Origin of the sequence: Campylobacter jejuni (assembly GCF_049221745.1) — a bacterium.
GTDB classification, from domain to species: Bacteria; Campylobacterota; Campylobacteria; order Campylobacterales; family Campylobacteraceae; genus Campylobacter_D; species Campylobacter_D jejuni_E.
Window position 1 is genome coordinate 126,131 of record NZ_JBMJAO010000002.1, and the last position, 25,277, is coordinate 151,407.

Annotated in this window: 34 protein-coding genes, 2 tRNA genes and 1 pseudogene; 11 read left to right on the top strand and 26 right to left on the bottom strand. The window is 28.8% G+C overall.

The window, feature by feature from the left end; all coding sequences use genetic code 11:
* Positions 1-13: 13 nt before the first annotated feature.
* Both ACOTU8_RS03195 and ACOTU8_RS03200 read left to right on the top strand, forming a co-directional pair.
* Positions 14-454, top strand: coding sequence for an EexN family lipoprotein (locus ACOTU8_RS03195; protein WP_422341771.1), 441 nt, complete (start codon positions 14-16; stop codon positions 452-454).
* Positions 445-666, top strand: a complete 222-nt coding sequence (locus tag ACOTU8_RS03200) for an EexN family lipoprotein (protein ID WP_422341810.1) — start codon at positions 445-447, stop codon at positions 664-666. Before ACOTU8_RS03195 ends, ACOTU8_RS03200 begins: the two co-directional genes overlap by 10 nt.
* Here the strand turns inward: ACOTU8_RS03200 and cmoA are convergent.
* The 10 genes from cmoA to nudH are packed head-to-tail and all read right to left on the bottom strand — an operon-like array spanning position 656 to position 9,820.
* Positions 656-1,366, bottom strand: coding sequence for a carboxy-S-adenosyl-L-methionine synthase CmoA (gene cmoA, locus ACOTU8_RS03205; protein WP_422341772.1), 711 nt, complete (start codon positions 1,364-1,366; stop codon positions 656-658). The genes ACOTU8_RS03200 and cmoA overlap by 11 nt on opposite strands.
* Positions 1,353-2,207, bottom strand: a complete 855-nt coding sequence (locus ACOTU8_RS03210; protein ID WP_422341811.1) for a bifunctional riboflavin kinase/FAD synthetase — start codon at positions 2,205-2,207, stop codon at positions 1,353-1,355. Before ACOTU8_RS03210 ends, cmoA begins: the two co-directional genes overlap by 14 nt.
* Positions 2,173-2,934: a 23S rRNA (cytidine-2'-O)-methyltransferase TlyA gene (tlyA, locus tag ACOTU8_RS03215; RefSeq protein WP_422341773.1), complete on the bottom strand. Its 762-nt coding sequence runs from the start codon at positions 2,932-2,934 to the stop codon at positions 2,173-2,175. Before tlyA ends, ACOTU8_RS03210 begins: the two co-directional genes overlap by 35 nt.
* Complete coding sequence (locus tag ACOTU8_RS03220; protein ID WP_422341812.1) at positions 2,931-3,935, bottom strand: hypothetical protein; 1,005 nt, start codon at positions 3,933-3,935, stop codon at positions 2,931-2,933. Before ACOTU8_RS03220 ends, tlyA begins: the two co-directional genes overlap by 4 nt.
* A complete protein-coding gene (ligA, locus tag ACOTU8_RS03225) occupies positions 3,916-5,859 on the bottom strand; it encodes an NAD-dependent DNA ligase LigA (RefSeq protein ID WP_422341774.1) in 1,944 nt (647 codons plus the stop codon). The genes ACOTU8_RS03220 and ligA overlap by 20 nt, the downstream gene beginning before the upstream one ends.
* Positions 5,860-7,002 (bottom strand): dihydropteroate synthase, encoded by a 1,143-nt coding sequence (folP, locus tag ACOTU8_RS03230; protein WP_422341775.1) that lies wholly within the window; start codon positions 7,000-7,002, stop codon positions 5,860-5,862.
* Between the two features lies 1 nt (position 7,003).
* Positions 7,004-7,603: a DNA polymerase III subunit delta' gene (locus ACOTU8_RS03235; protein ID WP_422341776.1), complete on the bottom strand. Its 600-nt coding sequence runs from the start codon at positions 7,601-7,603 to the stop codon at positions 7,004-7,006.
* Between the two features lie 5 nt (positions 7,604-7,608).
* A complete protein-coding gene (locus tag ACOTU8_RS03240; protein ID WP_422341777.1) occupies positions 7,609-8,145 on the bottom strand; it encodes a HobA family DNA replication regulator in 537 nt (178 codons plus the stop codon).
* Entirely contained in the window at positions 8,146-9,348 is a 1,203-nt protein-coding gene (lysC, locus tag ACOTU8_RS03245) for an aspartate kinase (RefSeq protein WP_422341778.1), read from the bottom strand.
* A 1-nt stretch (position 9,349) separates the two neighbouring features.
* Positions 9,350-9,820, bottom strand: a complete 471-nt coding sequence (gene nudH / locus ACOTU8_RS03250) for an RNA pyrophosphohydrolase (RefSeq protein WP_422341779.1) — start codon at positions 9,818-9,820, stop codon at positions 9,350-9,352.
* A gap of 100 nt (positions 9,821-9,920) precedes the next feature.
* Here nudH and hemW point away from each other — a divergent pair, with 100 nt between their 5' ends.
* The 4 genes and pseudogenes from hemW to queA all read left to right on the top strand — a co-directional run bounded on the left by hemW (position 9,921) and on the right by queA (position 13,209).
* Positions 9,921-10,988 carry a radical SAM family heme chaperone HemW gene (gene hemW, locus ACOTU8_RS03255; protein WP_422341780.1) on the top strand — a complete coding sequence of 356 codons (1,068 nt, stop codon included), beginning with the start codon at positions 9,921-9,923 and terminating at the stop codon, positions 10,986-10,988.
* 60 nt (positions 10,989-11,048) lie between these two features.
* Positions 11,049-11,458 (top strand): annotated as a pseudogene (tatB, locus tag ACOTU8_RS03260) (Sec-independent protein translocase protein TatB).
* Positions 11,451-12,188 carry a twin-arginine translocase subunit TatC gene (tatC, locus tag ACOTU8_RS03265; protein WP_422341781.1) on the top strand — a complete coding sequence of 246 codons (738 nt, stop codon included), beginning with the start codon at positions 11,451-11,453 and terminating at the stop codon, positions 12,186-12,188. Before tatB ends, tatC begins: the two are co-directional and overlap by 8 nt.
* On the top strand, positions 12,181-13,209 hold the full coding sequence (queA, locus tag ACOTU8_RS03270) for a tRNA preQ1(34) S-adenosylmethionine ribosyltransferase-isomerase QueA (RefSeq protein WP_422341782.1): 1,029 nt from the start codon (positions 12,181-12,183) through the stop codon (positions 13,207-13,209). The genes tatC and queA overlap by 8 nt, the downstream gene beginning before the upstream one ends.
* Here the strand turns inward: queA and lpxD are convergent.
* Genes lpxD through ACOTU8_RS03295 form a run of 5 tightly spaced genes read right to left on the bottom strand, consistent with a single transcriptional unit; the run spans position 13,198 to position 17,811 of the window.
* Entirely contained in the window at positions 13,198-14,163 is a 966-nt protein-coding gene (gene lpxD / locus ACOTU8_RS03275) for a UDP-3-O-(3-hydroxymyristoyl)glucosamine N-acyltransferase (RefSeq protein WP_422341783.1), read from the bottom strand. The two genes, queA and lpxD, sit on opposite strands and share 12 nt — an antisense overlap.
* Positions 14,160-14,624: an acetolactate synthase small subunit gene (gene ilvN / locus ACOTU8_RS03280; RefSeq protein ID WP_422341784.1), complete on the bottom strand. Its 465-nt coding sequence runs from the start codon at positions 14,622-14,624 to the stop codon at positions 14,160-14,162. Before ilvN ends, lpxD begins: the two co-directional genes overlap by 4 nt.
* Positions 14,621-16,321, bottom strand: coding sequence for an acetolactate synthase large subunit (gene ilvI / locus ACOTU8_RS03285; protein WP_422341785.1), 1,701 nt, complete (start codon positions 16,319-16,321; stop codon positions 14,621-14,623). The genes ilvN and ilvI overlap by 4 nt, the downstream gene beginning before the upstream one ends.
* A gap of 15 nt (positions 16,322-16,336) precedes the next feature.
* Positions 16,337-16,780, bottom strand: a complete 444-nt coding sequence (locus ACOTU8_RS03290; protein ID WP_422341786.1) for a GatB/YqeY domain-containing protein — start codon at positions 16,778-16,780, stop codon at positions 16,337-16,339.
* Between the two features lie 11 nt (positions 16,781-16,791).
* The gene (locus tag ACOTU8_RS03295; protein ID WP_422341787.1) at positions 16,792-17,811 is read right to left on the bottom strand and encodes a bifunctional 3,4-dihydroxy-2-butanone 4-phosphate synthase/GTP cyclohydrolase II; all 1,020 of its coding nucleotides are present in this window, start codon (positions 17,809-17,811) and stop codon (positions 16,792-16,794) included.
* A 91-nt stretch (positions 17,812-17,902) separates the two neighbouring features.
* Here ACOTU8_RS03295 and ACOTU8_RS03300 point away from each other — a divergent pair.
* The 3 genes from ACOTU8_RS03300 to ACOTU8_RS03310 all read left to right on the top strand — a co-directional run bounded on the left by ACOTU8_RS03300 (position 17,903) and on the right by ACOTU8_RS03310 (position 19,483).
* Positions 17,903-17,977 (top strand) — tRNA-Gln (locus ACOTU8_RS03300).
* A 33-nt stretch (positions 17,978-18,010) separates the two neighbouring features.
* A tRNA-Met gene (locus ACOTU8_RS03305) sits at positions 18,011-18,086 on the top strand.
* A gap of 197 nt (positions 18,087-18,283) precedes the next feature.
* Positions 18,284-19,483: a tyrosine-type recombinase/integrase gene (locus tag ACOTU8_RS03310; RefSeq protein WP_422341788.1), complete on the top strand. Its 1,200-nt coding sequence runs from the start codon at positions 18,284-18,286 to the stop codon at positions 19,481-19,483.
* Here ACOTU8_RS03310 and ACOTU8_RS03315 read toward each other — a convergent pair.
* The 8 genes from ACOTU8_RS03315 to ACOTU8_RS03350 form a co-directional block, all read right to left on the bottom strand.
* Positions 19,410-19,649, bottom strand: coding sequence for a helix-turn-helix domain-containing protein (locus tag ACOTU8_RS03315; protein WP_422341789.1), 240 nt, complete (start codon positions 19,647-19,649; stop codon positions 19,410-19,412). The genes ACOTU8_RS03310 and ACOTU8_RS03315 overlap by 74 nt on opposite strands.
* Positions 19,642-20,184: a pentapeptide repeat-containing protein gene (locus ACOTU8_RS03320; protein WP_422341790.1), complete on the bottom strand. Its 543-nt coding sequence runs from the start codon at positions 20,182-20,184 to the stop codon at positions 19,642-19,644. Before ACOTU8_RS03320 ends, ACOTU8_RS03315 begins: the two co-directional genes overlap by 8 nt.
* Before the next feature lies 1 nt (position 20,185).
* The gene (locus tag ACOTU8_RS03325; protein WP_422341791.1) at positions 20,186-20,893 is read right to left on the bottom strand and encodes a hypothetical protein; all 708 of its coding nucleotides are present in this window, start codon (positions 20,891-20,893) and stop codon (positions 20,186-20,188) included.
* Between the two features lie 144 nt (positions 20,894-21,037).
* Positions 21,038-21,268 (bottom strand): helix-turn-helix domain-containing protein, encoded by a 231-nt coding sequence (locus tag ACOTU8_RS03330; protein ID WP_421624850.1) that lies wholly within the window; start codon positions 21,266-21,268, stop codon positions 21,038-21,040.
* A gap of 1 nt (position 21,269) precedes the next feature.
* Positions 21,270-21,422, bottom strand: coding sequence for a hypothetical protein (locus ACOTU8_RS03335; protein WP_422341792.1), 153 nt, complete (start codon positions 21,420-21,422; stop codon positions 21,270-21,272).
* On the bottom strand, positions 21,419-21,673 hold the full coding sequence (locus tag ACOTU8_RS03340; RefSeq protein WP_002795984.1) for a hypothetical protein: 255 nt from the start codon (positions 21,671-21,673) through the stop codon (positions 21,419-21,421). The genes ACOTU8_RS03335 and ACOTU8_RS03340 overlap by 4 nt, the downstream gene beginning before the upstream one ends.
* Positions 21,664-21,933 (bottom strand): hypothetical protein, encoded by a 270-nt coding sequence (locus tag ACOTU8_RS03345; RefSeq protein WP_002874357.1) that lies wholly within the window; start codon positions 21,931-21,933, stop codon positions 21,664-21,666. The genes ACOTU8_RS03340 and ACOTU8_RS03345 overlap by 10 nt, the downstream gene beginning before the upstream one ends.
* A 561-nt stretch (positions 21,934-22,494) precedes the next feature.
* Entirely contained in the window at positions 22,495-22,767 is a 273-nt protein-coding gene (locus ACOTU8_RS03350) for a hypothetical protein (protein WP_422341793.1), read from the bottom strand.
* Between the two features lie 50 nt (positions 22,768-22,817).
* Here ACOTU8_RS03350 and ACOTU8_RS03355 point away from each other — a divergent pair, with 50 nt between their 5' ends.
* Positions 22,818-22,967, top strand: a complete 150-nt coding sequence (locus ACOTU8_RS03355) for a hypothetical protein (RefSeq protein ID WP_002810114.1) — start codon at positions 22,818-22,820, stop codon at positions 22,965-22,967.
* On the opposite strand, the gene ACOTU8_RS03360 is transcribed toward ACOTU8_RS03355, so the two are convergent.
* The gene (locus tag ACOTU8_RS03360) at positions 22,948-23,139 is read right to left on the bottom strand and encodes a hypothetical protein (protein ID WP_422341794.1); all 192 of its coding nucleotides are present in this window, start codon (positions 23,137-23,139) and stop codon (positions 22,948-22,950) included. The two genes, ACOTU8_RS03355 and ACOTU8_RS03360, sit on opposite strands and share 20 nt — an antisense overlap.
* Positions 23,140-23,280: 141 nt before the next feature.
* Here ACOTU8_RS03360 and ACOTU8_RS03365 point away from each other — a divergent pair, with 141 nt between their 5' ends.
* Positions 23,281-23,751, top strand: coding sequence for a DUF4410 domain-containing protein (locus ACOTU8_RS03365; RefSeq protein WP_131260509.1), 471 nt, complete (start codon positions 23,281-23,283; stop codon positions 23,749-23,751).
* Between the two features lie 77 nt (positions 23,752-23,828).
* Here ACOTU8_RS03365 and ACOTU8_RS03370 read toward each other — a convergent pair whose 3' ends face one another.
* Both ACOTU8_RS03370 and ACOTU8_RS03375 read right to left on the bottom strand, forming a co-directional pair.
* Positions 23,829-24,431: a phosphoribosyltransferase gene (locus tag ACOTU8_RS03370; protein WP_422341795.1), complete on the bottom strand. Its 603-nt coding sequence runs from the start codon at positions 24,429-24,431 to the stop codon at positions 23,829-23,831.
* On the bottom strand, positions 24,428-25,258 hold the full coding sequence (locus ACOTU8_RS03375; protein ID WP_422341796.1) for a DNA-processing protein DprA: 831 nt from the start codon (positions 25,256-25,258) through the stop codon (positions 24,428-24,430). The genes ACOTU8_RS03370 and ACOTU8_RS03375 overlap by 4 nt, the downstream gene beginning before the upstream one ends.
* Positions 25,259-25,277: the final 19 nt, after the last annotated feature.

Genomic DNA, 25,277 nt, shown 5'->3' on the forward strand with positions numbered 1-25,277 from the left:
AGGAGATTGATAAATGCGAAGACTAAGTATTTTACTTACGATTTTAATAGTTATTAATATAACAGCTTGCGATAGCAAAACAGAAAATTACTACAAAAATCATCTTAGCGAAGCAAAAGAAAAAGCGAAAGAATGTAAAGAAAACGGAACTCTTGGCGAAGATTGTATTAATGCATTAAAAGTTGGTGTTAAGCCGACAAATGAAGAGAGTAAATACAGTCCAAACACACCAAAAAAATCTGATAATCAGATATTAGAAGCTTTAAAACAAAATGATTTAAAAAAAGAAAAAATCACAAAAGATATTAACCAAAGTTCAGAAAATAATGAAAGTATTATACTGCCACCTATAGCAGAAACACCTTCTGAAATTTATCCCTCCAAAACAACAGAAAACAATCAAAGTTCTATTTTTAGTGATGATGTTAATATAACACAGGAAAAATTACCATGAAAATAACTCTTTTTTTAAGCCTTATTGGTATATTTTTTACAGCATGCGAACAAACCAAAAGTGTAGAATATTATCAAAATCACCCTGAAGAAGCAAAAAAAAGAAGTTTAGAATGTAGACACAAAGCTATTATCAGTCAAGATTGTGTCAATGCTTATAAAGTAGGTTTTCCAAAAGATGAATGGGAAGATGAAAATAATTCTAATCCTTAAAAGCTACAAAAGTTTCAAAATTTGCCCATTTAAAAATGCTTTCTATTTTCTTAAAGCCTGCCTTTTCTAGCATATTTAAATTTTCTTTTTGACTATAAGGAACTAAAATATTTTCCAAAGCTTCTCTTTTAGCTGCAATTTCAAACTTAGAATAGCCTTGTTTTTCCTTGTAGTCTGCATAAAGTTCTATGATATTTTTAGACAAAAATGCATCTTCATAAAGGATTTTTTCACTCATAATTAAAATACCTTTAGAATTTAAATTTTTATAAATTTTATCAAGCAATTCTTGTCTTTTAGGGGGACGAATAAACTGCATAGTATAATTTGCTATAAAAACATCACAAGTAAAAAAAACAAATTCACATAAGTTAGCTTCAAAAAAATTTATATCAAGCCCATAAGCCTTAGTTTTTGACTTTGCAACTTCAAGCATAGAAGTAGAATTATCCACGCCAAAAAGTTTAAAATCTTTTCTCAAATTTGCCAAAAAAATCAAAAAATTAGCACTCGAACAACCCAAATCACAAATACTTGCATTTGTAGGTAAAATTTTAGCCAGCAAATTACCGCAAAGTTCTAAATTTTCTTTATAAAATGGCACAGAGCGATTGATCATATCATCAAAAACGCTGGCTACACTTTTATCAAATTCAAACTGTTTTTTAGGGCTTTGTTTAAAAAGTTCATCTTTCATCATTTTTCCTTAATAAAATTTGAGCTTGTTTTATGTCTTTGGTGATTTGATTTTTAAGTTTTTTTAAATCTTGAAATTTTTGATTTTCTCTCAAAAAAGCTACAAATTCAAGCTCCAAAAATTCTCCATATGTAAAATTTTCATCTAATTTTTCTAAAATATGACTTTCTATAGCAAAATTTTCATCACTTGATCTTATACCTAAAAAACTCACACTTTTATAAATTTTTTTTTGGCTTTTTAATAAAGTAGCATAAACACCATTTTGAGGTAGAAAATAACTTTTGCAGTCTAAATTTATAGTTGCAAAAAGTTCTTTAGAACCCAAACCTTGTCCTTTAACTATTTTTCCTTTAATACTATAATTTCTTCCTAAAAATTCTTTTGCTTTTTGCAAATTTGCTTTTGATAAAAAATCCTTAATTAAACTTGCATGAACACCTACTCCGCCTATTCTAAATTCATCAACTATTACAGTTTTTATCCCACTTAAAAGCTCGATATCTTTAGCACTATAAGCCCTATTTTTTCCAAAAGAAAAATCATAACCCACTACTATAAAATTTAAATTGGTAAATTCTTTTTTTAAAAAGTTTAAAAAATCTTTACCATCTAAAGATTTTATACTTTCAAAATCTACTTCTATAATTTTTTTTCCTGAAATTTCTTCTTTTTGATGATTTGAACAAAGAAAATTACCTTTAAATTTATTAATTACTAGCAAAACCCCATTTTCATCTAAATATTTTACAAGCTTTAAGTGTCCTAAATGCATACCATCAAAGCAACCTATAGCCAAAGAAGTAATACTAGTTTTTAACATAGTAGTAAAAATATTCAATATTACCTTCCTTTCCTTTAATACGTGATTTTTGCATACTTTTTAAAATCCAACCTAATTTAGTGCATTCTTTTTCAAAATTCATTCTTGCTTTTAAAATTGCTTTATCATCTTTTAAAACACCTTTATTATCTCTTTTGATATTTTTTCCCACTTCAAACTGTGGCTTAAAAAGTAAAATAATCTCCTTTAAAGCTAATTTATTGATATAATAGAGCAAATTAATAAGAGAAATAAAACTCACATCACAAGTAATAAGTTCAAATTTTTCTTCACTTTTAAAAACTCTTAAGTCTGTATTTTCATATAAAATTATTTTTTCATTGTTTCTTAAACTTGTATGAAGCTGCTGATTTCCTACATCAAGTGCAGTAATCTTTAAAGCATTATGTTGAAGTAAAATTTGCACAAAACCACCTGTGCTAGATCCTATATCAAGGCAATTTTTATGATTAACTTCAATATTATTTTCTTCTAAAAATTTTTTTAGTTTCAAAGCTGCTCTTGAAACATAAATTTCATTCAAAAGTTCTAAATTTAATTCTTTAGATAAATAAATTTCTTCTGGACTTAAATCTTGCTTTTTTAGCAAATTTTCTAAAAAATTTTTTATATCAAAAGAAGCTTTAAAACTTTTGCCATTAAGCAAAACTTCTTTATTTTCTATAAGCTCTAAGGCTTTATTTCTACTGATATTTAAACGTTTTGAAACAAAGAAATCAAATCTCATTTTAAACTCTCATTAATTCTTTTTTCTAAATCCTCTTTTTCTTTAGAAAACCACCAAATACCTATTTCAAAAGCATTTTTTCTAAAAATTTGCTTAAGTTCTTTAAGATCTTTTTTCAAGAGGTCTTTTTCTTTTTGAATTAAGCTTAAGTTATTATCTTTTAAAAAATCAAAATTATTCATCCACAAAAGCACTTGCTCTTGTTCAGGTTTTAAAACATTATTTCTTTGTTCTCTTAAAAAATAATTTCCTAAAACCATAATAAAACATAAAAATAAAACTATTACTTTTAACTTTATTTTTAAAACAAAATTAAAAACAAAGGCTAAAAGAGAACAAAACATAAAAAAATTAAAAAAATTAAAAATAAAATTTAAAATTTTAAAAGTTAAATTTCCAAAATAAGAAAAAACAAAAAATTTTAAATTAGAAATAAAATATAAAAATTCAGATAAAAAATCAAAATAAATAAAAGAAGCACTCTTATAAGTGATGATTTTTTCAGAAAAAAGCTCCAAATTTAAAAATTCATTGTATGAAAAAAAAAGCCCACAAAACGCATAAAACAAAGCCGTAAAAAAACTAGCGATAATAACTATTCTAAAATCGTTATAAGCATTATCTACAAATTGTAAATGCAACTCTTTTTTAAAAAATATCATCAACAAAGGTAAAATTATAAATATAAAAATAAAATCAATTTTTTCAAGACTTAAAAAATTTAAAAATAAAGAATTAAGTCCAAAAATCGCCAAGAAAAAACTAAAAATATAAAGAAAAAAATCCCCCATACTAATACGATAAAACAAACTCCCTTTGATTAAAGTAGCTTCTTTAATGATATTTTTTCTAAGTTTTAGAAATAGGAAAAATTCCCAAAAAAGTGTTAAAAAAATAGGAAGTAAAAAAAATAAAGAAAAAACACTTCTTTGCCAAGTTAGCAAAAAAGCAAAAAGACTAAGCAATGTTAAAACATAAAAACTATTCTTCAATAAGCCCATTAAAAGTACTTTCATCTATACATTTTACTCCAAGTTCTTGAGCTTTACTAAGTTTAGAGCCTGATTCTTCCCCAAAAAGCACATAATCAGTCTTTTTAGAAACAGAGCTACTTACCTTGCCTCCAAATTTTTCTATCAAAGCTTTAAAATCATCCCTTGGACGTGAAAGAGTACCTGTAATCACAAAAGTTTTACCAAAAATCACACTATCACTTTTTACTTCAAGTTTCTCTACTTTCAAATTTAAAAGTTTATAAAACTCATCAATTCTTATAAGATTAACACGCGTAAATTCACAAAGACTTAAAGCCATTTGCTCTCCAAAACCTTCTAAATTTACATAAGTTTCAAAATTTTGTTTATGCCATTCTTTACCAAAACTCAAACTTAGCTTTTTAGCCGCAACTTCACCAATATGCTCTATCCCTAAAGCTGTAATAAAACGAAAAAGCTCACATTCTTTGGCTTGTTCTATAGCATTTAAAAGATTTTTGATTTTCTTTTCCTTAAAGCCTTCTAAACCTTCAAAATCACTAAATTTTAAATGAAAAATACTCTCAAGTGTAGTAATTTTTTTGTGTTTGTATAAAAGTTCTACGATATTTTCTCCAAGCCCCTCTATATTAAGACATTTTTTAGAAACAAAATGAATGATAGAATTTACAAGTCTATCTTCACAATCAATATTTTGACACTTTATTAAGGTTCCTTCATCTAAAAGTTCGCTTTGACAAGTAGGACAAAGTTTAGGCCGTAAAATTTCCATTTCCAAACCTTGTCTGCGTTCTTTAAAAACCTTAGTAATTTTAGGTATGACATCACCACTTCTTATCACGCTTACAAAATCATTGATTTTAACATCAAGCCTTGCAATCTCATCAAAATTATGAAGTGTGGCTGATTTTACTACAACTCCATCTAAATTTACAGGCTCTAAAACTGCCACAGGAGTAATCACACCACTTCTTCCTACTTGTAAATTTACCCCCATTAAACGTGTGGTTTTTTCAAGTGCAGGAAATTTAAAAGCGGCCATAAATTTTGGAAATTTCACTGTATAACCTAGCTCTTTACAAAGTTCAAGATCATCTACTCTTACCACCATTCCATCCATCATCATAGGCTTTTTTTCTCTTAGAGCTAAAAGCTCACCATAAGCTTTTAAAACTTCATCTAAATTAGTACAAAGCTTTATAAAATCATCTTTTAAAAAACCAAGCTCTCTAACAAAATTCATCACTTCACTATGTTTGCTAAAATTTAAAGTATTTTCTCCTACCCCCCAAGGATAAAATTTTAAATTTCTTTCTTTAGTAATACTTGTGTCAAGTTGCCTTAAACTCCCACTTGCAGCATTGCGTGGATTAGCAAATAAACTTTGATTTAAAAGGGCTCTTTTTTCGTTGATTTTCTCAAAATCATCTTTTAAAATCACTACTTCACCACGAATTTCTATTCTGTCTTTATAAGCTATACTTTTAGGTATATTTTCTATTTCAAAAACATTAAACGTTATATCCTCACCCACTTCACCATCACCTCTAGTGGCACCGCTTACTAACTTACCATTTTCATAAAGTAAATTTAAACTTGCCCCATCAAATTTAGGCTCTATAAAAAAATTTTTTTCACATTTTGCGCGTTTTGCCCAAGCTCTTAGCTCCTTTTCATCAAACACATCTTCCATCGACCACATACGCTTTAAATGAGCTATTTTTTTAAACTCGCTTTGTATGATAGGAGCTATTTTTTGTGTTGGAGAGTCTTTTGAAATTTCATCTTTGTTTTGTTCTTCAAAAACTCTTAATTCTCTGATTAAAGCATCATACTCTTCATCGCTAGCCAAAGGTTCATCTTTTTCATAATATGCCCTCATCCACAAATTTGCTAAAGCAACTTTTTCTAAATACTCTTCTTTTTTCATCTAAACTCCTATATTATCCATTGCCTGTGCTAAAGCAAAAAGTTGTTTGTGCTCATATAAATCATGCACTCTTATAATACTAGCACCATTTTCAAAAGCCTTTAAATGCAAATACAAAGTTCCCGCTAAACGATCTTTAATCTTACTTTGAAAATACACATTAATCACACTTTTGCGACTTGCACCTATAAGCAAAGGTTTGTTAAATTGTAAAAAATGTTCTAAGTGTTTGATTAAAATCATATTATGCTCCGCACTCTTTCCAAAGCCAATACCTACATCTAAAATACTTTCTTTTACTCCAAAACTTTCTAAAAGTTCAAGTTTTTCTTTAAAAAACAAAGTCATCTCATCGAGCAAATCTTCATAAAAAGGATTATCTTGCATGTTATTTGGATTGTTTTGCATGTGCATTAAACAATACTTGGCTTGATATTTACTTGCAAGTTTAGCTAAATTAAGATTTCTTAAACTTGTAATATCGTTAATGAGTTTAAAACCCTTATTTAAGGCATATTCTAGACAATATTCATCAAAACTATCTAAACTAAAAATTGCTTTTTCATAATAATTTTTTTCATAAATTAAATCAAGTACTTTTTTTAGCCTTCTAAATTCCTCTTCCTTACCACAATACTCACTCCCAGGTCTTGAGCTTACCGCACCTATATCGATATACTCAGGTTCTAAAACAAGAAAATCATTAAGCCTTTTTTCAAAGTCTTCTTCACTCACACGACTTTTTGCATTAAAACTGTCTTCATTGACATTAATAACCGCCATAAGCTCAGCTTTTTTCGGTTTTAAAAAATCTTTTTGCAAAAAAAGAGCCAAATTTTTAAGTCCAAAATCTTGAAGTTTTTCTTTAGCAATAAGCTTTTGAATTTGTTCTTTATTTGCCATTAAAAGTGCATTTGAACGAGTGATTTTTGCAGTAATTACTTCTTTATGAGTAATAAGCTCAGCTCCTACTCTTAAAGCATCTTGTTTTAAAATATTTGCTGCAGGAGTAGAAATATCTTTAATTAAAATATAATGAGTTTTTGTTTTTTCACTCATGATCTTTTGTCCCATTTTATGAGGGTTTATAAAAGAACAAAGTAGATTAAAATCAGTATTTGGATTGATTTTAAAAAATTTCATTTTATTTCTTTGTATAGTAATTTAGCAAAAGAGTAGCCAAAAGCACCCCGCTTTTAGAATTTAATTTTGCAAGCTCATAGCTTTCATAAAAAAACTCTAATTCTTCAGCATTAAAATCTTTATATTTTACACATTCTTTAGCAAGTAATGCGATTTGATCCATAAGTTCATTTTTATCCAAATTTTCATTTTTTTGTAAAAAATCAAAAAGCATTTTTAAATCCATTCTTTTAAGATCTAAATCAAGTTTTTTAACTTCCTTTTCAACTTTTCTTTTTTCACAAATAAGACGTGATTTTATAGTAGGTAAAAGTAAATTTTTAGAAGGTACTACGATAAGAAATTTAATATGTTTTGGAGGTTCTTCAAGAAGTTTAAGTAAAAAATTTTGTGCTTCTATCCTATAAGAATCTGCCATTAAAACAATAATTTTTTCTTCAGTTTCTGCAATATAACTTTCTTTTTCAACTGCTCTTGCATCATCAAGTAAAAACTCATTTTGAGGCATAAAAAATCTTAATTTTTTCATACCAAAATTATGAATCATTTCTTCTTTAATACCCAAAAAATCTTCACTGATAATAATCTTACTAATAAACAAAATATTTATCCTAATTGCACCTTGGAAAATAATATTGCATCCAAACTTACATCAAAAAGTTGATATAAACTAATAAGCTTGATATCCAAGTCTTTATCTTTAGAATTTAAATAAAAACTATCTTGTAACTGCTCATCAAAAAGCCACAATAAACTATCATCTCTTGATTTAGCGATTAAAGATTTATTATCAGAAGCACTTCCTATATAAAAATACACATAACCATTAGGAAAAGAAATGTCAAGCAAGTCATTAAGCAAAGCTATATCTTCTGAACTTTGCACTTTCTTCTTGCATAAAGAATTTAACGACACAAAAGGAAGCATGGGACGAGCGGATTTTGAATTTATATTTTTTAAAAAATACTCTTCATACCAAGATCTTTGTTCATCGCACATTAAGACAAAAGTGCGTCCCTCTAAAAGATATTTAAGTCTTGCAGCCATCAAAGGAGCCCATTCTAAACGACGCGACTCTAACCATGCCATAAAAGCTCCGCCATTGCGGATATTTTCAAGGGTAAAACTTAAAAAATCACTCATTTATTTATCAAGTCCGTAGCACTCATGTAGTGCTCTAACTGCAAGCTCTCCGTATTTTTCATGAACTATCATCGAAATTTTTATTTCACTAGTAGAAATCATACCGATATTAATCCCTTCATCAGCTAAAGCTTTAAAAGCTTTACTTGCCACTCCTGAATGTGACTTCATGCCTACGCCGACTATAGAAACTTTTACTACAGCACTATCACTTTCTATAGTTGTTTTTGAGCTTAAAATTTTTTGCATAGCATTTTTGGCTAATTCAAGTTCATTTTGAGGAACCGTAAAACCCAAATTTGTAGCACCATCAACTCCAACATTTTGTATAATCATATCTACATTAATATTTTCATTTGCTAAAACAGAAAAAATTTCAGCTGCGATTCCAGGCTTATCTTCTACATTTCTTAAAGTTACTCTTGCTTGATTTTTATCCAAAGCAATACCACTTACTAAAGCTTGTTCCATTCCATCTTCCTTTGTTATCATTGTTCCTTCGTTATTGTTAAAACTACTTCTAGTTACTAAATTAACATTTAATTTTTTTGCAAGCTCTACAGAGCGATTTTGCAAAACTTTTGCACCCAAACTTGCAAGTTCAAGCATTTCTTCATAAGAAATTTTATCCAATTTCTTTGCCTTTGGTTCAATTCTTGGATCTGTTGTATAAACCCCATCAACATCGGTATAAATTTCACACAAATCCGCATTTAAGGCACCTGCTACCGCCACAGCACTTAAATCGCTTCCACCACGCCCTAAGGTAGTTACATTACCTTCCTCATCTACACCTTGAAAACCCGCTATAACGACTATTTTACCATTTTGAAGTTCTGATTTTATCGCTTTTGTATCAATATGATGAATTCTTGCCTTTGTAAAAACACTATCCGTAATAATTCCTGCTTTTCTTCCAGAAAATGATATAGCAGGATAACCCTTTTCATTTAAAGCAATAGAAAGCAAAGCACTTGTTACACGCTCTCCACTACTTAAAAGCATATCCATATCCTTACCATTAGGAGTTTTGCTAAAATATTCAGCTTGCTCGATAAGAATATTTGTCACCCCACTCATTGCAGATACTACAACAACAAGTTGATTACCCTGTTGCGCACTTTGGATAACCCTATTAGCTACTGCTTCGATACGCTCAAGTGTTCCAACGCTTGTTCCACCATATTTTTGAACTATAAGCATTTTAGATATAACCTTTCTCTTCAAAATATTTGATCACTTTAACATAAATATTTTTTTTGAAATGATTAATCATTTCAAAAATTTGTTTAACACTCACAAATTGATAATCATCAAATTCAGGATACTTGGTATTGATATTGATTGTAGCACCATGTTTTAAACGCACTAAAAAATATTTTTGAATTTGCCCATCATAAGGATACATTTTTTTAACAATTTTACTCGGAAAATCATAACTCAACCATTCTGGATACTCAGTAATGATTTCAACCTCATCGGTGCCTATTTCTTCTTTTAGTTCTCTAAATAAAGCGTTTTTGGCACTTTCACCTTTATCAATGCCTCCTTGTGGAAATTGCCAAATATTATCCATATCACTTCTTTTAGCTATAAAAATCTTACACTCAAAAGGATAAGAACTTGATAAAACAATAGCTGCAACATTTGGTCTATAATTTTTCTCGTTTTCCACAATATTTTTCCTTAAATTTCAAGGATATGATTTTAACCTAAATCAAATCAAATTTTTATTAAAATACATTAAAAATTTAATAAAATATTTTAGGATTTTTATGCATTTTTATATCCATATTCCATTTTGTGAAAGCAAATGTAATTATTGCGCTTTTACAAGTTTGAAAAAAAATGATTATGAAAAAGCCTATTTTCAGGCTTTAAAAGAAGATATTATTTTTCAATTAAAACAATTCAACATTCAATCAAATCAAATTAAAACCTTATTTATAGGCGGAGGAACTCCAAGTTGTGTCGATGCGTATAATTATGAAGATATTTTTAAAATTTTACATTCCTTACTAGATAAAAATGTAGAAATTTCATGCGAAGCTAATCCCAACTCAGCAACATTAAATTGGCTTAAAAATATGAAAAATCTAGGAGTTAATCGTATTTCTTTTGGAGCTCAAAGTTTTCATCCTAAAAAACTTCACTTTCTTGGAAGAATTCACAATCAAGAAATAATTATCAAAGCATTAGAAAATGCAAATAAAGTAGGTTTTAAAAATATCAATTTAGATCTTATTTACGATACGAAATTAGACAATAAAAAAATGCTTGAATTTGAACTCTTACACTTAAAACAAATCAAGGCTTTAATCACACACCTTAGCGCTTATAATTTAACCATAGAATCAAACACAGCCTTTGCCAAAAAAGAACATTTTAAAAAAAATGCTCCTAATTTAATGAAATTTTTTATCAAACAACTCTCAAAACTTGGTTTTTTCCAATATGAAATCAGCAATTTTTCAAAAACTAAATCTCAAATTTGCAAACATAATCTTGCTTATTGGCAAGGAAAAAACTACCTAGCTTGTGGATTAAGTGCAGTAGGATTTTATGAAAATAAGCGTTTTTATACAGCAAAAAATTTAAACAATTATATAAAAAATCCTACTTTTAGATCTATAGAGCAACTAAATTCTAAAGACTTGAATTTAGAGCACCTATTTTTGGGACTTAGGAGTATAGTAGGGATTGATGAAACAAAACTCAATCAATGGCAAAAAGACAAAATAAATATATTATTAAAAGAAAAAAAACTTTTTTACAAAAATAAAAGATATTTTAATCCTAATTTTCTCATTAGCGATGAACTTGCTTTATATCTCTCATCTTAAATTTAAGTTTTTTAAGTAAAATATTTATTTAAAATATCAAATTTCAAAGAGTAATGATTAATGAGTTTTGGTGAAATTATAGTTATTTTAGTTGTAGCGATTTTAGTCTTAGGACCCGATAAACTTCCAGAAGCTATAGTACAAATAGCAAAAATTCTAAAGGCTGTAAAACGCAACATAGATGATGCAAAATCAAGCATAGAAAAAGAAATACGCATCAATGACTTAAAAGAAGAAGCTAAAAAATACAAAGATGAATTTTCAAGCACTAATGAAAATATACGCAAAAAACTTAGCTTTGAAGAATTTGATGACCTTAAAAGAGATATTTTAGATAAAACAAAGGTAGATTTAACCTTTGATAGCAGAGATGATAAAAATAATCCTATTGGAAAAAATTTAAATACAGAAGAAAAGCCAAATCTTAGTAAATTAGAAACACAAGATAAAACGGAAAAATAAATGTTTGAAGAATTAAGACCTCATTTAATAGAACTTAGAAAACGCCTTTTTATAAGCGTTGCTTGCATTGTAGTTATGTTTATTGTATGTTTTGCTCTACGAAGCTATATTTTAGATATTTTAAAAGCTCCACTTATAGCTGTTTTACCCGAAGTAGCCAAACATGTGAATGTGATTGAAGTACAAGAAGCCTTATTTACTGCAATGAAAGTTAGTTTTTTTGCAGCCTTTATCTTTTCTCTACCTGTAATTTTTTGGCAATTTTGGAAATTTATAGCTCCAGGACTTTATGATAATGAAAAACGCCTTGTGGTGCCTTTTGTTAGCTTTGCAAGCATTATGTTTGCTTTAGGAGCTTGTTTTTGCTATTTTGTTGTAGTACCTTTAGCTTTTAAATTTTTGATTAATTTTGGTTTAAATGAAGATTTTAATCCTGTGATTACCATAGGAACTTATGTAGATTTTTTTACAAAAGTTGTTGTGGCTTTTGGCTTAGCTTTTGAAATGCCTGTAATTGCCTTTTTCTTTGCTAAAATCGGACTTATAGATGATAGTTTTTTAAAACGCCATTTTCGCATAGCTGTTTTAGTTATTTTTGTTTTTTCAGCCTTTATGACTCCACCTGATGTTTTATCTCAATTTTTAATGGCAGGACCACTTTGCGGACTTTATGGACTTTCTATTTTAATTGTTCAAAAGGTAAATCCTGCCACAAAAGATAAAGAAAGTGATGAATAAAGACTTACTTCTTTCAAGCTATGATTACACCTTGCCCGATGAACTCATAGCCAACTATCCTGCAAACCCGAAAGAAGACGCTAGACTTTTGGTTTTTAACCGCAAAAACAAAGAAATTTTTCACACTACTTTTAAAAATTTACAAGACTTTTTACCCAACTGTGCGATTTTTTTCAATGATACCAAAGTTATCAAAGCAAGAATTTATGGAAATAAAATAAGCGGAGGAAAAATAGAACTTTTCTTACATCAACCTTTGTTAAATTCTCAAGAGCTACTTTTTTTAGTACAAATTAAAGGACGTGTCAAAAAAGATGAACTCTTATATTTTAAAGAGGATTTAAAAGCACGCGTTGTAGAACTCTTAGACGATGGTCTTCGCAAAATCCAATTTTTTCAAAATGATAAAATTTTAAATACTGAAAGTCTTTACAACCTGCTTGACAAGATAGGGCATATACCTTTACCACCCTATATTAAAAGAAAAGATGAAAAAAATGACTTAAAAGACTATCAAAGTATCTTTGCTAAAAATTTAGGAGCAGTGGCTGCTCCAACTGCAAGTTTACATTTTAGTGAGACTATGCTTGAAAATTTAAGAAAAAAACACGAAATTTATCATTTAACCTTACATGTAGGAGCTGGAACCTTTAAAAGCGTGGAATGTGAAAATATACAAGAGCATAAAATGCATAGCGAATTTTTTAATATTCCGCAGCAAGCATGTGAAATTATAGATTCTAAACAAGCTATTTTAGGCGTAGGAACAACAGTAACAAGAACTATAGAATATTATGCAAGAACTAAAACAAAAAGTGGTTTTTGTGATCTTTTTTTACACCCGCAAAACCCACCTATAAGACAAAATCATCTTTTAACTAATTTTCATTTACCAAAATCTACACTTATCATGCTAGTTTCAGCTTTTATCGGTAGAGAACAGTGTTTAAAACTTTATGAACTCGCCATAAAAGAAAAATATCGCTTTTACTCTTATGGCGATGCAATATTAATCTTGTGATTTTTCTTTAAAATTTATCGCTATTTTAGCTTGAAGTTTTAGCCAATCTTTTTGAAGCATGATAGGAAAACCACCATAAACACGCCCACCTTCTAAATTTTTGCTCACACCGCCTCTTGCAGCTATAGTACTAAAATCGCCTATTTTTAAATGTCCACTCGTTGCGCTTTGCCCACCCATAACAACATTACGTCCTAGTTCACTTGAACCTGAAATTCCAGTTTGCGCCACAATGATACAATTTTGACCTATATTGCAATTATGTCCGATTTGAACAAGGTTATCTACCTTAGTGCCTGCTTTGATAATAGTACTATCAAAAACTGCTCTATCTATAGTCGTGCAAGCCCCTACTTCTACAAAATCTTCTAAAATCACATTGCCATTATGATAAATTTTATAATGTTCACCATTTTTATTGTGTGCATAACCAAAACCATCGCTTCCTATTACACAATTGGCAAGCAAATGACATTTTTTACCGATTTTAGTGTCATTATAAATAACTACATTAGGATGGATAATACTCTCATCACCAATGCTGACATTATCACCGATATAAGCCCCTGCCATAATGATTACATTTTCACCGATATTTACATTATCACCTATATAAACATTAGGCATGATTCTTGCGCTTTTTGCAATATTTTGTACTTTTTCTTTAGCTGTGCTTATCAAAGGTTTAGCAAAAAGCTTGCTTAAAAAAGCAAAACTTAAATGTGGACTTTGAGTAATCAAAGCTTTAGTATCTTTAGGTACTAAATTTTCATATTCTTTAGATACTAAAATAGCAGCAGCTCCTGTGTGAGGTATATCTTTGGTATTTTTCTCACCATCACAATAAGTAAGCTCTGTAAAATTTGCTTTCAATAAAGAATTTAAAGCACTGATTTCTACATCTTCACCTTTATATTCTAAACTTAAAAATTCTGCTATTTCACTTAATTTCATTTAATCTCCATCAAAACAGATCCACTGCGAACTATATCACTAGGATTGTATTTTTTAATTGTTTTTAAAAAATTATCAATGCGATTTGCATCATCAACAACCATTAAAAACAAAAAATTCTCATTGCTATTTGCAATAGTACCATTATAAGCTTTCAAAACGGCATCAAAACCACCTAAATTTTCTTTTAAAGGAATTTTCACCAAAGCCATTTCTTTATCAATAAATTCTTCACTCTCTATCACCTTATAAGTAGGGATAAGCTTATGAAGTTGTTTGACTATCTGCTCAAAAGTTCTTTCATTTCCTGAAGTGACTATATTAATACGCGAAAATTCTTTATTTTCCAAAGGTGCTACTGTAAGCGAGTCAATATTATAACCTCTTCCTGAAAAAAGTCCTACTATACGCGATAAAACCCCATGCTCATTTAAAACAATTACCGATAAAACCCTTCTCATTGTCTATCCTTTGCCTTTGGTAAAATCATATTATAAATCGCACCACCTGCAGGCACCATAGGTAAAACATCTTCAAAGCGATCAATTTTTACATTTAAAAGAGAGGTTTTATCACTTTTTAAAGCTTGACTAAAAGCTTGAATAAATTCTTCTTTACTTGAAATTTCATAACCTTCGCAACCAAAACCTTGAGCGATTTTGGTAAAATCAGGCTGAGTGCTTAGATCTGTTTGTGAAAAATGCTCTTTATAAAACATACTTTGCCACTGCCTTACCATACCTAAAAAGGCATTATTTAAAATAATATTTATAGTTTTTATACCATACTCATGAGCAGTCATAAGCTCTTGGATATTCATTAAAACTGATCCATCGCCTACGAAATTAATCACCACTTCTTCACCCACAGCAAGCTTTGCACCCAAAGCAGCAGGTAAAGAATATCCCATAGTTCCTTGCCCTCCGCTTGTTGCAAGTTGTCTCGGATGATTAAAAGGATAAAACTGCGCTACCCACATTTGATGCTGACCCACATCGGTAATAATCCTTGCATCAGGAGCCATTTTCGCACATTCTTCAATCACCCATTGTGGTTTTAAAACCTCATTGCTATCTTTATAAGAAAGTGGATAAAGTTCATTATAACGCTTTAAAGTTTCATGCCATTCTTTAAAAGTTGTATTAAAATTTTCCTTTTTAAGCTCTTCTAAAAGCTCTTTAAGAACTTCTTTAATATCTCCTACTATAGGATAATGTGCATTGATAATCTTTGAAATAGAACTAGGATCAATATCAACATGAACTATAGTCGCATGTTTAGCAAATTCACTTGTTTTTCCTGTAATCCTATCATCAAATCTCGCTCCTACACTCACAAGCAAATCACACTCGCTTAAAGCCATGTTGGCTGCATAGCTTCCATGCATGCCTGCCATTTTGAGATTAAAAATATCATCGCTTCTTAAAGTTCCAAGTGCCATCAAGGTTTCAACCGCTGGAATTTTTGTGAATTTTACAAGCTCTCTGATTTGCTCACTTGCATTAGAACTGATACAACCTCCACCCAAGTAAAATAAAGGTCTTTTTGCTTCTTTTAAAAGCTCTGCAAATTTTTTAATTTGCTTTGAGTTACCCTTATAAACGGGCTTATAAGTTTTCATAGAAATTTCTTTAGGATATTCCCAAAGTCCCAAAGTTGCACTCACATCTTTTGGTACATCTATATGTACAGGCCCAGGTCTACCGCTTCTTGCTATATAAAAAGCCTCTTTTAAAATGCGTGGAAACTCTTCTATGCAAGTAACTAAATAATTATGCTTCACGCAAGGTCTTGAAATACCTACTGCATCAATTTCTTGAAAAGCATCTGTACCAATAAGAGAATTTGCTACTTGCCCTGAAATCAATACCAAAGGGATAGAATCACTATAAGCAGTAGCTAGACCTGTAATAGTATTTGTAAAGCCTGGTCCACTTGTAACTATAGCCACTCCAACTTCTCCGCTCATTCTTGCGTAAGCATCAGCAGCATGCAAAGCTGCTTGTTCATGACGTACTAAAATATGTTTAAAATACTTTTGATTGTAAATTTCATCATAAATATTAAGCGCAGCACCTCCAGGATAGCCAAAAACAATTTTAACATTCTCTTCTTTTAAAGCCTCGCAAATCATTGCAGAACCGCTTAACTCTTTCATAATAACTCCAAAAAATTATCGTAAAAGCTCTTTAAGTGCTAAATTAAGTCTTTTGCCATCAACACTCGCGCCAAATTTCACCTTAGCCTCTTTCATCACCAAACCTTGTTCTTTTAAGGAATGCACATTCAATTCTTTTATAAGCTGCCTTAAGGCTAGAGTTAATTCTTCATCACTTAGTTGTTTAGGTAAATAAGTTTCAAAAAGTCTTATTTCATTTTGTTCTTTTTGTGCTAAATCTTCACGATTTGCCTTAAGATAAAGTTCGATTGCGTCTTTGCGTTTTTTGATTTCACTTGCAATGATTTTATAAATTCTTTCATTATCCAATTCTATTCTTTCATCCACTTCTATTTGTTTAAAAGCTGCATTTAGAGTTCTTAAACTATCTCTTTTAAAATCATCTTTTTGTTTCATTGCCTCTTTGATATCATTTAAAATTTGTTCTTTTAAAGTCATTTTTTTCCTTTTTAGTTAAAATTACAAGCTTTAAGATTTAAACCAAAACCTTCTAAGCCTATATAATCTTTATCACAACTTTGAGATAAAAGTTTGATTTCTTCTATACCAAAATATCTTAAAATTTGAGCCCCTATGCCATAGTTTTTGTATTGAGTTGCACTTGATTTTTCTCCTTGCATGAAAACTATAACACCACCATTTTCACTAAGAAATTTGATTTGCTCTAAAAGTTTTGAAAATTTATCTGAAGTTAAAAGCTCAAAATCACTACCACTGATATGAAATTTAACATTTTCACATTTTTTGATATCATTAAAGCAAAAAGCTATGTGTTGGGTTTGATTATGATCGCTAAAGGTAAATTTTTCTGCTTTAAAGCCTGCTAAAACACTCTGACTTTTTTCTTCAAGCTTAATAAGGCTTTCATGTTTTAGGCGATATTCTATAAGATCGCTTACGGCTATCATGTTTAAATCATGTTTTTGGCAAAAAATTTCTAGATCTTCTCTTCTTGCCATATCTCCATTATCTTTTACGATTTCACAAATCACACAAGCACCTTTTAATCCTGCTAATTTACAAAGATCAACCGTGCCTTCTGTATGACCTGTGCGTTCTAAAACCCCACCTTTCTTTGCGATTAAAGGATTAATATGCCCTGGTCTTACAAAATCACTCGCTTTAGCGTTATCGTCAGCAAAAATTTGTATAGTCATATTTCTTTCATAAGCACTAACTCCCGTTGTAGCATCTTTTGCATCTACGGTTATGGTAAAAGCGGTTTCGTGATTTGAAGTATTTTTAGGCACCATTAAAGGAAGTTCAAATTTTTTTGCTAAATTTTCATCTAAGGCTACACAAACCACACCACGAGCTTCTTTTATCATGAAATTTACTTTTTCTTGAGTGCTAAATTGCGCAGGAAAGATTAAATCACCTTCATTTTCTCTATCTTCTGCATCCACCATAACGAGCATTTTTCCTGCTTGTAAATCCTTAATCGCTTGTTCTACGCTAACAAATTTCATCTTTATTTCCTTAAAATTTTTAAAATTATAACTTAAATTGCTTGACAAATAAATTAAAATTCACTATAATCACACTTTTAAAAATATTTATTGGGGTATCGCCAAGCGGTAAGGCAACAGGTTTTGGTCCTGTCATTCAGGGGTTCGAATCCCTTTACCCCATCCATTTCCTATTTTATATTTCAAATATCTTATATGCCGCGAAGTAGAGCAGTGGTTAGCTCGTCGGGCTCATAACCCGAAGGTCGGGAGTTCAAATCTCCCCTTCGCAACCAGTTATACTTCTTTTAGCTTTTTTCAATTTTTTTTACTTCTTTTTAATTGTCTTAAAATAGGCTTTTCGTAGACATCTAATTACTTTAGATTATTTTTAATTTATTTTAATTTATTATACTTGCAAATATTTTTTATTGACTTTGTTATTGACCTAGCTAAAATTTGCTATTGACCTTATTGACCCAAAGGAATAAAAGTGTTAAACGATACCAAAATAAAAGCCTTAAAAGCTAAAGACAAAAAATACTATATTGCTGATTTTGACAACCTGCTTCTTTGTATTTATCCGAGCGGTAAAAAAACTTTTATATTTAATTATAAATGTCCCAAAACTTTAAGATATAAAAGAATAACTCTAGGAGAATACCCTACTCTCAATCTTGCTAACGCTAGAAAACAAAGAGATAATCTAAAGGTAAATTTAGCTGAAAATGACAGTATAAGAGAAAAGTATGAAATAACATTTAAAGAATTAGCATTGGAAAAAATGAATCTTAAAAAACTTGAATTAAGCGAAAAAACCTACAAAAGCTATATGAGTTATTTGCAAAGATTTGCTTTTGGAATTTATGGAGAAATTATATTAGATAAATTGCAGATCAAGGATATTTTAAAAAGTTTTGAAAAATTTAGAAAAGAAAATATAAGAGAAGGTGCCGATAAGTTCTTTACTCTTTTAAATGAAATTTTTAGACATGGTGTCATAAAAGAATATATTAAAAGTAACCCCATGGCAAATCTAAATAGAAAAGAATTGCTTATAAATAAAGCGAGTAAAAATCATGCTACCTTGTTAGAAAATAAAGAAATTAAAGCATTGGTAGATAATATAATTGATTACAAAGGATATATTAGTGTAAAAATTGCAGCAATGTTTTCTTTGTTAACTGCACAAAGAAGCTTTAGTATAAGAAGTGCAAAATGGGAAGATATTGATTTGGAAAATGGTATTTGGTATATACCGCAAGAAGATATGAAGATGAAAAGAGCACATACTATACCTTTAAATTCTCAATGTGTATATATGCTTAAAAAATACAAAGAGATGAGTATTAATACGGGTTATTTATTTTATAGCTTAAGAAGCAAAAGTGAAATTATAAGTGATAACACAATTAGATCCATGTTTAGAAGAATGGGCTACTCTAATGATGATTTTACACCTCATGGCTTTCGCGCTATGTTTAGCACCCTGGCCCATGAAAATAGAAATAAACACCAAATGAGTAGCGATATTATAGAATTGTGTTTAGCGCATGTAGAAAAAAATAAGATTAAATCTGCATATAATCATGCTTTAAATTTGAAGGAAAAAGCCATCCTTATGCAGTGGTGGGGAGATTATCTTGATGAGATTGCTGATCTAAATCAACAAGTCCGAAATATTTTTTTATAAAATTTTCAATATCTTGTTTAGGATACAATCCTGAACAATTTCTATGTTGTTTAAACTCTCTAAATTTGCCTTGTTTGGCGTATTTGTGAACTATAGACTCTTTTACTTTTAAAAGATTTGCAACTTCTTTTCTTGTGTAATAATCTCCGATATCTAATCTAATCATTTTCAACTCCTAATCTTTTATCTATAATTTCAAAAATAGTATCCTTGTAATAATTCCAAAGCCATTTCTGTTCTTCATCTTCTAAATCATCAACGCTTAAATTACGCCATTCTTTTATTGTTTTAGTATCACAACCTAAATTCATCATAGTTTTTGTAAAAGTCATAACATAGGTATCCAAGACAACGCTAAAGATATTTTTCATATCTCCTATACAATCCCTAAGATCTACATTTTCAAATATACAATTTTCAAATTCTGTTCTTAGAAAATTACAAAAATGAAAACTTGCTCCGCTGAAATCGCAATCTATAAAAGATGCATTCTTGCTTGAAATATCATTTAAATTAGCGTTTTTAAAACTAGCACCATTTATAAATACATTATCAAAATCTAAACCACTTAAATTTAGATTTTCTAAGTTTGCATCATTTAAAGAAATACCTTCTAAAATGCAGTGCTCGACTAATTCTTTTTCACTTTTTCTATCATCTTCTATAATAATAGTTTTATCTAATCTTTTTAAAACTCCCAATTTATCTCCTTAATATTTTTTTCCATTTTTCTTCGTATTCACCATAGTTTTTATAATAATCTAATTTAGAATTAAAACTATCTTTTATACTTTTATAAATACAAAAATCATTTTCTTTTTCTAGTTTATAGTTTTTACCTGAAACACTTTCAGCAAATAACATATATTCCCATTTTTTAAAACAAAGAATGTCATAATCTTTAGCTAGTATTTTCCTAAGCTCCAAAAGTTCTTTTTCACTAAGCTTTCTTTTAAAGCTTAACTGCTTTTTCTTTTCTAAGTCGTATTTAAGAGCTTTGATTTTGTTTTCATATTTTTCCTTTTGTTGTTTAAGTTGAGATTTATAACCTATTTTTTGATGATGATTTAAAGAATTAAGCCTTAGATTTTCATCACTTAGGGTTTTAAATCTAGCTTGTGTTTGCTCTCTTAAAAGCTTAGCTACTTTTTTGCGGTATTCTTTAGCTTTAGGGCTTTTAATGAAAAAGCCAAGCATATAAACACCTTCTAAAGTCCATTTGATTACTCTTTGTCTTCCGCCTTTTGTTTGCTCATAATCGTAAAAATAATGTATATTTTCTATGAGCTCATCAGAGTGTAAATTTTTGTGAGACATTATTGTAGTGTTATCTACTGCGTAGTTATATGCAACTTCTGTATTTAAAAAATTTCTAGTGATTTGACAAATTTCACATTGTAATAAATTCATCTTAAACCTTTCATTTTTGAAAATATTTAAGGAAATTATATATTATTTATGAAAGTTTGTCAATATGTTTTATTCATTTTTGATAAATTATTCTAAAATATTTGCCAAAAATGAAAATAAAGGGTGTGGAAAATTTCCATATCCTTATAATTCTGATATTATTTTATGAGCTTTTTTGATTGTTTCTAACTTTCGCTTTAATTCTATATTTTCAAGCATTGTTTTTAAAAAAAGTTCTGTAAGTCGTGGCAAATCTCCGCTTTTCCAACGCGCTATAGTACTTTCTGGGATTTCTAACATTTCGCTTAGCTGTCGTTGAGTAATGTTTAACTCTTTGCAAACCTTTTTAACAATGTTTTCTTTCTCTTCTGTCATATTACTCCTTTTTACTGGTTATTTTAACATAATCGCTTAAAATTTTAACTATTTGAGTTGCTAAAGGGCGGTATTCTTTATCTGCTATTTTTTGCAACTCTTCTTTTAATTCTAATGGAATTCTTATACTTAGCGGTTTTGTTTGTCTTTTCATAATTCTTTATCCTTTAATCTTTTTACTTCTTTAATAGCTTTATCATCATTTTTAAAAACGCCTATAAGCCCTAAAGCATCAAGTATTTTTATACGAAAATTACTAAGTTTTACATTGATTTTAATTTCTTCTTCTAGCTTCAATGAAATTTCATTTATAGCAGTATCTTTTAATGCTATTACACCTTTTAACCTTTGAATTTCTTTTTCTAAATATCTTATTTTTTCATTTTTTTTACTATTTAGGAACATAGTTTCGACCTTTCTTTTATATAAAGAAGCTCATAAATTTTATTTTGCAAAGAGCTAATTTCTTTTATATTTTTCATATTTGCTTCTATTTGATCTTTTAACTCTTTTAAAAGTTCTATTTTTTCATTTTCAAGATTAGAAATTTCAGTTTTTAAAGATTTATTTTCATCTTTTAAAGACTTATTTAGCTTCATTTCTTTTCTATATTCATCTTTGCTAAGTTTAATGATGACTTGTTCTTTTGTGTGATAAGCTTTCATTTTTTCTCCTTTTAGATTAATGCTTAAAAGGGACAACTGAGTTCTTTAGAATAGGAAATAAAACAAAAAGGTAAATTCTCAAGTAGTTAATTTGTAAAAGTTGCCCCATTTAAGCATTAAAGGAGCTTAAGAAAAGCCGAGCAAATCCGCAATCTCGGCGTTGTATAGTTGTTTAAGTTTATGCTAAGCGGATTTAGTTAAAATTTATCTGTGTTAAAAAATATTAGAGTTTTATAAGCTCTCTAATTAGCTCTAAGATTAAGATTAAAATTGTTAAAATTTTATCCCACATTTTAGAGCCTCCTTTCTCAACACCGAGACAAGTTAGCAACTTAAACTTTATAATTATACAAAATATTTCTTAAACTCTTGATTTTCTGTCGTTTTTAAAGTGCAAGAAAACCTTTGAAAAATAGCACTATAAACAATAATAGCGAGCCAAGTTTATGGATAACTTGCTAACCCTTCCGCTATACAGAACTATCAACGCGATAGTAAAGCTTAATTTTCAAGCGGTCAAAAGCTTAAGAAAGCTCTTTTTTTAAAGAACTTGTTAAACTTTCAAAAAAGCTTTTTGCATTGTTTTTCGAATTTTCTAACTCTCTCTAAAAGTTCATAAGCATTTCTCATAAATTCATCTCCATAAGCTTGTAAAGAGATAGATATTTCTTCATCATCTTCTAAGCTTATTTCTAAAGAGTTTTTAAAATCTTGCAAGTTCGCAAATATATTTTCTAAATTCTCTTTGCTTTCAAATTCATTTGCAATTAATTCTTTTATTTGGCTAGAAATTCTTTTTTCTTCTCTATCAAAATAAAAATCTGTAAAACTCATTTTTTCTCCTTTTTTAGTTATAATCACTTTCACTCTAGGAAGGTGATGTAATGGACGAAATACAAAGCTTAAAAGCTCAACTTAATAATCTTCTTTTAAGAGTTAGCGAGCTAGAAAGTAAAGTCGCAACCCTTGAAAAAAGACTAAATGACAAAGATTTTCAAGTTTTAAACGAAACTCCTAATCTTTTAGAGAAATAACAAATCCTTTGTTTTCAAATGCTTCTTTGATTATTATGTTTTTAACTGCATTATCAAGAACATCAGCTAAAAACTCTTCCAAAGAAGCGTAACTTTTTGAATAATTTCTTTCAAAGGCTATTTCTAGCATTTTTTTAAAATCAGGTCTTAAATCTAATTTAACCTCTAGCATTTTTTCTCCTTTTTGTTTTGTTGATAAAAGTATATAATAAAGAAACTTAATTAAAATTTAATTTAGTATATTAATTAGAAACTTTTTTAAAAATATTTTTGTGGTATAATAAAAATAAAATTTTTAAAAAGGGTTGGTTTGATGAGAAAAGTAATTTTATATAGTTTTGCTATATTGTTTTTGTCAGCTTGTTCTTATTCACAAATTAATAATGTTTCGCAAAGAAATGTTATAGATACGGATAGGAAATTTTATAATGCATATGCAGAATGTGAACAAAATAGTGAAGAAAGTCGGTATCTTAATAATAAAATAAATGAGCTACTAAAAAATAAGAAAATATATGGTAAAGATATAAAAATAGAATGTAAAATATCTGACTATGATGAAGGCAATAGGGCTTTAAGATATTTTATAAGTTTCGGGGCTGGAAAGGCTAAAGCAAAAATAGAAGTCAGATTAACTGATGATAACAATCAAACAATATCTACATTTTCAAATGATGCTATTTTGCCTGGTGGATTATTTGGTGGAGAATCTAAAGGAGTTTTTGATAATGCTGCTTCAGGTATAGTCGAATATGTAAAAAAGACATTTATCAATAAAAAATAAATATAGTAGATTTTTGCTTGCGATGGATATAAAAGGTTGATGGGGTATTGAGAGGTTATAGTTTAAATAACTTATATCTACTGATAATAATGTTCAGTTTTCGCTAAAAATAATCCAACTATGTTTATATTTGGATCTAGTTTTTCCAATAAGATATTTTTACAAGCTTTAAAATGTCCTCCAGTTGTTAATACATCATCAATTAAAACTATATTCTTATCAAAAAAATTTGGTGGATAGAATAATATTTCTTGTTTTAAATCATTAGGATTTCTATAACCATTATAGTGTGCTGGTACTAGATTATTTTGAACATCAAAACAATCAAATATTTTATAACTATTATCCAATTTTAACAATTCCTCCATAGTTTGCATTAGCCTATTGTTAAATTCTGTTGAATTTTTTGGCTTTGATGTGGGCATTGGAATAATATTGAATATGTTTTTATTTATATTTAAAAACACATTATTTATCATTTTTGCAAATTCTTTAATAGCTTCATTTCTATAATACCAAGATGGATGATTTTTAAATAATAAATCTTTTTTAAAGTTAAATACTAATGAATTAGCCTCAAAGCCAGAATTTGGCTTATAATCCAAAAAATAATAACAAGCGTCATCAGAATTCAGATAAGGAATGCTATGTATGTCCAAATCAACTTTAATAGGCTTCATAAATTATCCAAAATATCTTCAATTTTTTTAACCCTAATTGCACCTTTTTTTTCGTAAGTATATGGCCATTTCAAGCCATTTTCAAAGCATGAATTTAATATAAAAAGCTTTCTTCCAATTTCAATACAAGCTCTAGCTTGTGTTAAGGTTCCGCTTGTTTCACTTGCTTCTACAATAACTGTAGCATCTGATATTGCTGCCATAACCGCATTTCTTTCGGGAAAGTAAAATTTTTTAGTTGAAAATGGTTGTATAGAGTATTTATAAAAAGGTACATGACTTACTAAAAGATGTTTATTTGCTATCTCATCTTGCAGTGCTTTATTCTCAATAGGATAATATTCATTAATAGGAGTACCTATTACACCAATAAGGTTTCCATTGTTTTTTATAGTAGATTTCATTGCAGCCGTATCAATTCCGTGTGCTAATCCAGAAACGATTGTAAAACCTTTGCTTGATAATTCTTTTGATAATTTTATAGCTCTTTTTATTCCATTTTCTGTTGCATTTCTTGCCCCAACTATAGCAATTTTTTTAGGCTCATTGAGTAAATCTAAATTTCCTTTATAATAAAGTGATTTTATATATGTATTTTTTAAATTTTTTGGAAATTGATAATTGTATTCTGTTAAGATTGAAAAGTCTTTTTTATCTAAATTTAAAAGAAAATCTTGTATTTTTTCCTTTGCATCCTGAGAGGTAAAATCTTGTTGTATTATTTGTAAATCTTTAAATTTTTTTAAACTAGAATTTTTAATACTGCTCCATATAAATTCATACTTTAACATTTCTTCATATAAGTTTATAGCATTTAGAGATAGCATAGAAAATCCTTTATTTATA

Excerpts from the sequence above, each read along its gene's own strand:
- ACOTU8_RS03355 (WP_002810114.1), top strand. The coding sequence starts at position 22,818 with ATGGACGAAATACAAAGCTTAAAAGCTCAACTTAATAATCTTCTTTTA.
- folP (WP_422341775.1), bottom strand. The coding sequence starts at position 7,002 with ATGAAATTTTTTAAAATCAATCCAAATACTGATTTTAATCTACTTTGT.
- tatC (WP_422341781.1), top strand. The coding sequence starts at position 11,451 with ATGTTTGAAGAATTAAGACCTCATTTAATAGAACTTAGAAAACGCCTT.
- ACOTU8_RS03350 (WP_422341793.1), bottom strand. The coding sequence starts at position 22,767 with ATGAGTTTTACAGATTTTTATTTTGATAGAGAAGAAAAAAGAATTTCT.
- hemW (WP_422341780.1), top strand. The coding sequence starts at position 9,921 with ATGCATTTTTATATCCATATTCCATTTTGTGAAAGCAAATGTAATTAT.
- ACOTU8_RS03290 (WP_422341786.1), bottom strand. The coding sequence starts at position 16,780 with ATGACTTTAAAAGAACAAATTTTAAATGATATCAAAGAGGCAATGAAA.
- ligA (WP_422341774.1), bottom strand. The coding sequence starts at position 5,859 with ATGAAAAAAGAAGAGTATTTAGAAAAAGTTGCTTTAGCAAATTTGTGG.
- ACOTU8_RS03360 (WP_422341794.1), bottom strand. The coding sequence starts at position 23,139 with ATGCTAGAGGTTAAATTAGATTTAAGACCTGATTTTAAAAAAATGCTA.
- ACOTU8_RS03340 (WP_002795984.1), bottom strand. The coding sequence starts at position 21,673 with ATGTTCCTAAATAGTAAAAAAAATGAAAAAATAAGATATTTAGAAAAA.
- tlyA (WP_422341773.1), bottom strand. The coding sequence starts at position 2,934 with ATGAGATTTGATTTCTTTGTTTCAAAACGTTTAAATATCAGTAGAAAT.
- ACOTU8_RS03365 (WP_131260509.1), top strand. The coding sequence starts at position 23,281 with ATGAGAAAAGTAATTTTATATAGTTTTGCTATATTGTTTTTGTCAGCT.
- ilvN (WP_422341784.1), bottom strand. The coding sequence starts at position 14,624 with ATGAGAAGGGTTTTATCGGTAATTGTTTTAAATGAGCATGGGGTTTTA.
- ACOTU8_RS03345 (WP_002874357.1), bottom strand. The coding sequence starts at position 21,933 with ATGAAAGCTTATCACACAAAAGAACAAGTCATCATTAAACTTAGCAAA.
- ACOTU8_RS03220 (WP_422341812.1), bottom strand. The coding sequence starts at position 3,935 with ATGGGCTTATTGAAGAATAGTTTTTATGTTTTAACATTGCTTAGTCTT.
- queA (WP_422341782.1), top strand. The coding sequence starts at position 12,181 with ATGAATAAAGACTTACTTCTTTCAAGCTATGATTACACCTTGCCCGAT.
- ACOTU8_RS03295 (WP_422341787.1), bottom strand. The coding sequence starts at position 17,811 with ATGAAATTTGTTAGCGTAGAACAAGCGATTAAGGATTTACAAGCAGGA.
- cmoA (WP_422341772.1), bottom strand. The coding sequence starts at position 1,366 with ATGATGAAAGATGAACTTTTTAAACAAAGCCCTAAAAAACAGTTTGAA.
- lpxD (WP_422341783.1), bottom strand. The coding sequence starts at position 14,163 with ATGAAATTAAGTGAAATAGCAGAATTTTTAAGTTTAGAATATAAAGGT.
- ACOTU8_RS03370 (WP_422341795.1), bottom strand. The coding sequence starts at position 24,431 with ATGAAGCCTATTAAAGTTGATTTGGACATACATAGCATTCCTTATCTG.
- ACOTU8_RS03325 (WP_422341791.1), bottom strand. The coding sequence starts at position 20,893 with ATGAATTTATTACAATGTGAAATTTGTCAAATCACTAGAAATTTTTTA.
- lysC (WP_422341778.1), bottom strand. The coding sequence starts at position 9,348 with ATGCTTATAGTTCAAAAATATGGTGGAACAAGCGTTGGAACACTTGAG.
- ACOTU8_RS03315 (WP_422341789.1), bottom strand. The coding sequence starts at position 19,649 with ATGATTAGATTAGATATCGGAGATTATTACACAAGAAAAGAAGTTGCA.
- ACOTU8_RS03335 (WP_422341792.1), bottom strand. The coding sequence starts at position 21,422 with ATGAAAAGACAAACAAAACCGCTAAGTATAAGAATTCCATTAGAATTA.
- ilvI (WP_422341785.1), bottom strand. The coding sequence starts at position 16,321 with ATGAAAGAGTTAAGCGGTTCTGCAATGATTTGCGAGGCTTTAAAAGAA.
- ACOTU8_RS03240 (WP_422341777.1), bottom strand. The coding sequence starts at position 8,145 with ATGAGTGATTTTTTAAGTTTTACCCTTGAAAATATCCGCAATGGCGGA.
- ACOTU8_RS03375 (WP_422341796.1), bottom strand. The coding sequence starts at position 25,258 with ATGCTATCTCTAAATGCTATAAACTTATATGAAGAAATGTTAAAGTAT.
- ACOTU8_RS03195 (WP_422341771.1), top strand. The coding sequence starts at position 14 with ATGCGAAGACTAAGTATTTTACTTACGATTTTAATAGTTATTAATATA.
- ACOTU8_RS03330 (WP_421624850.1), bottom strand. The coding sequence starts at position 21,268 with ATGACAGAAGAGAAAGAAAACATTGTTAAAAAGGTTTGCAAAGAGTTA.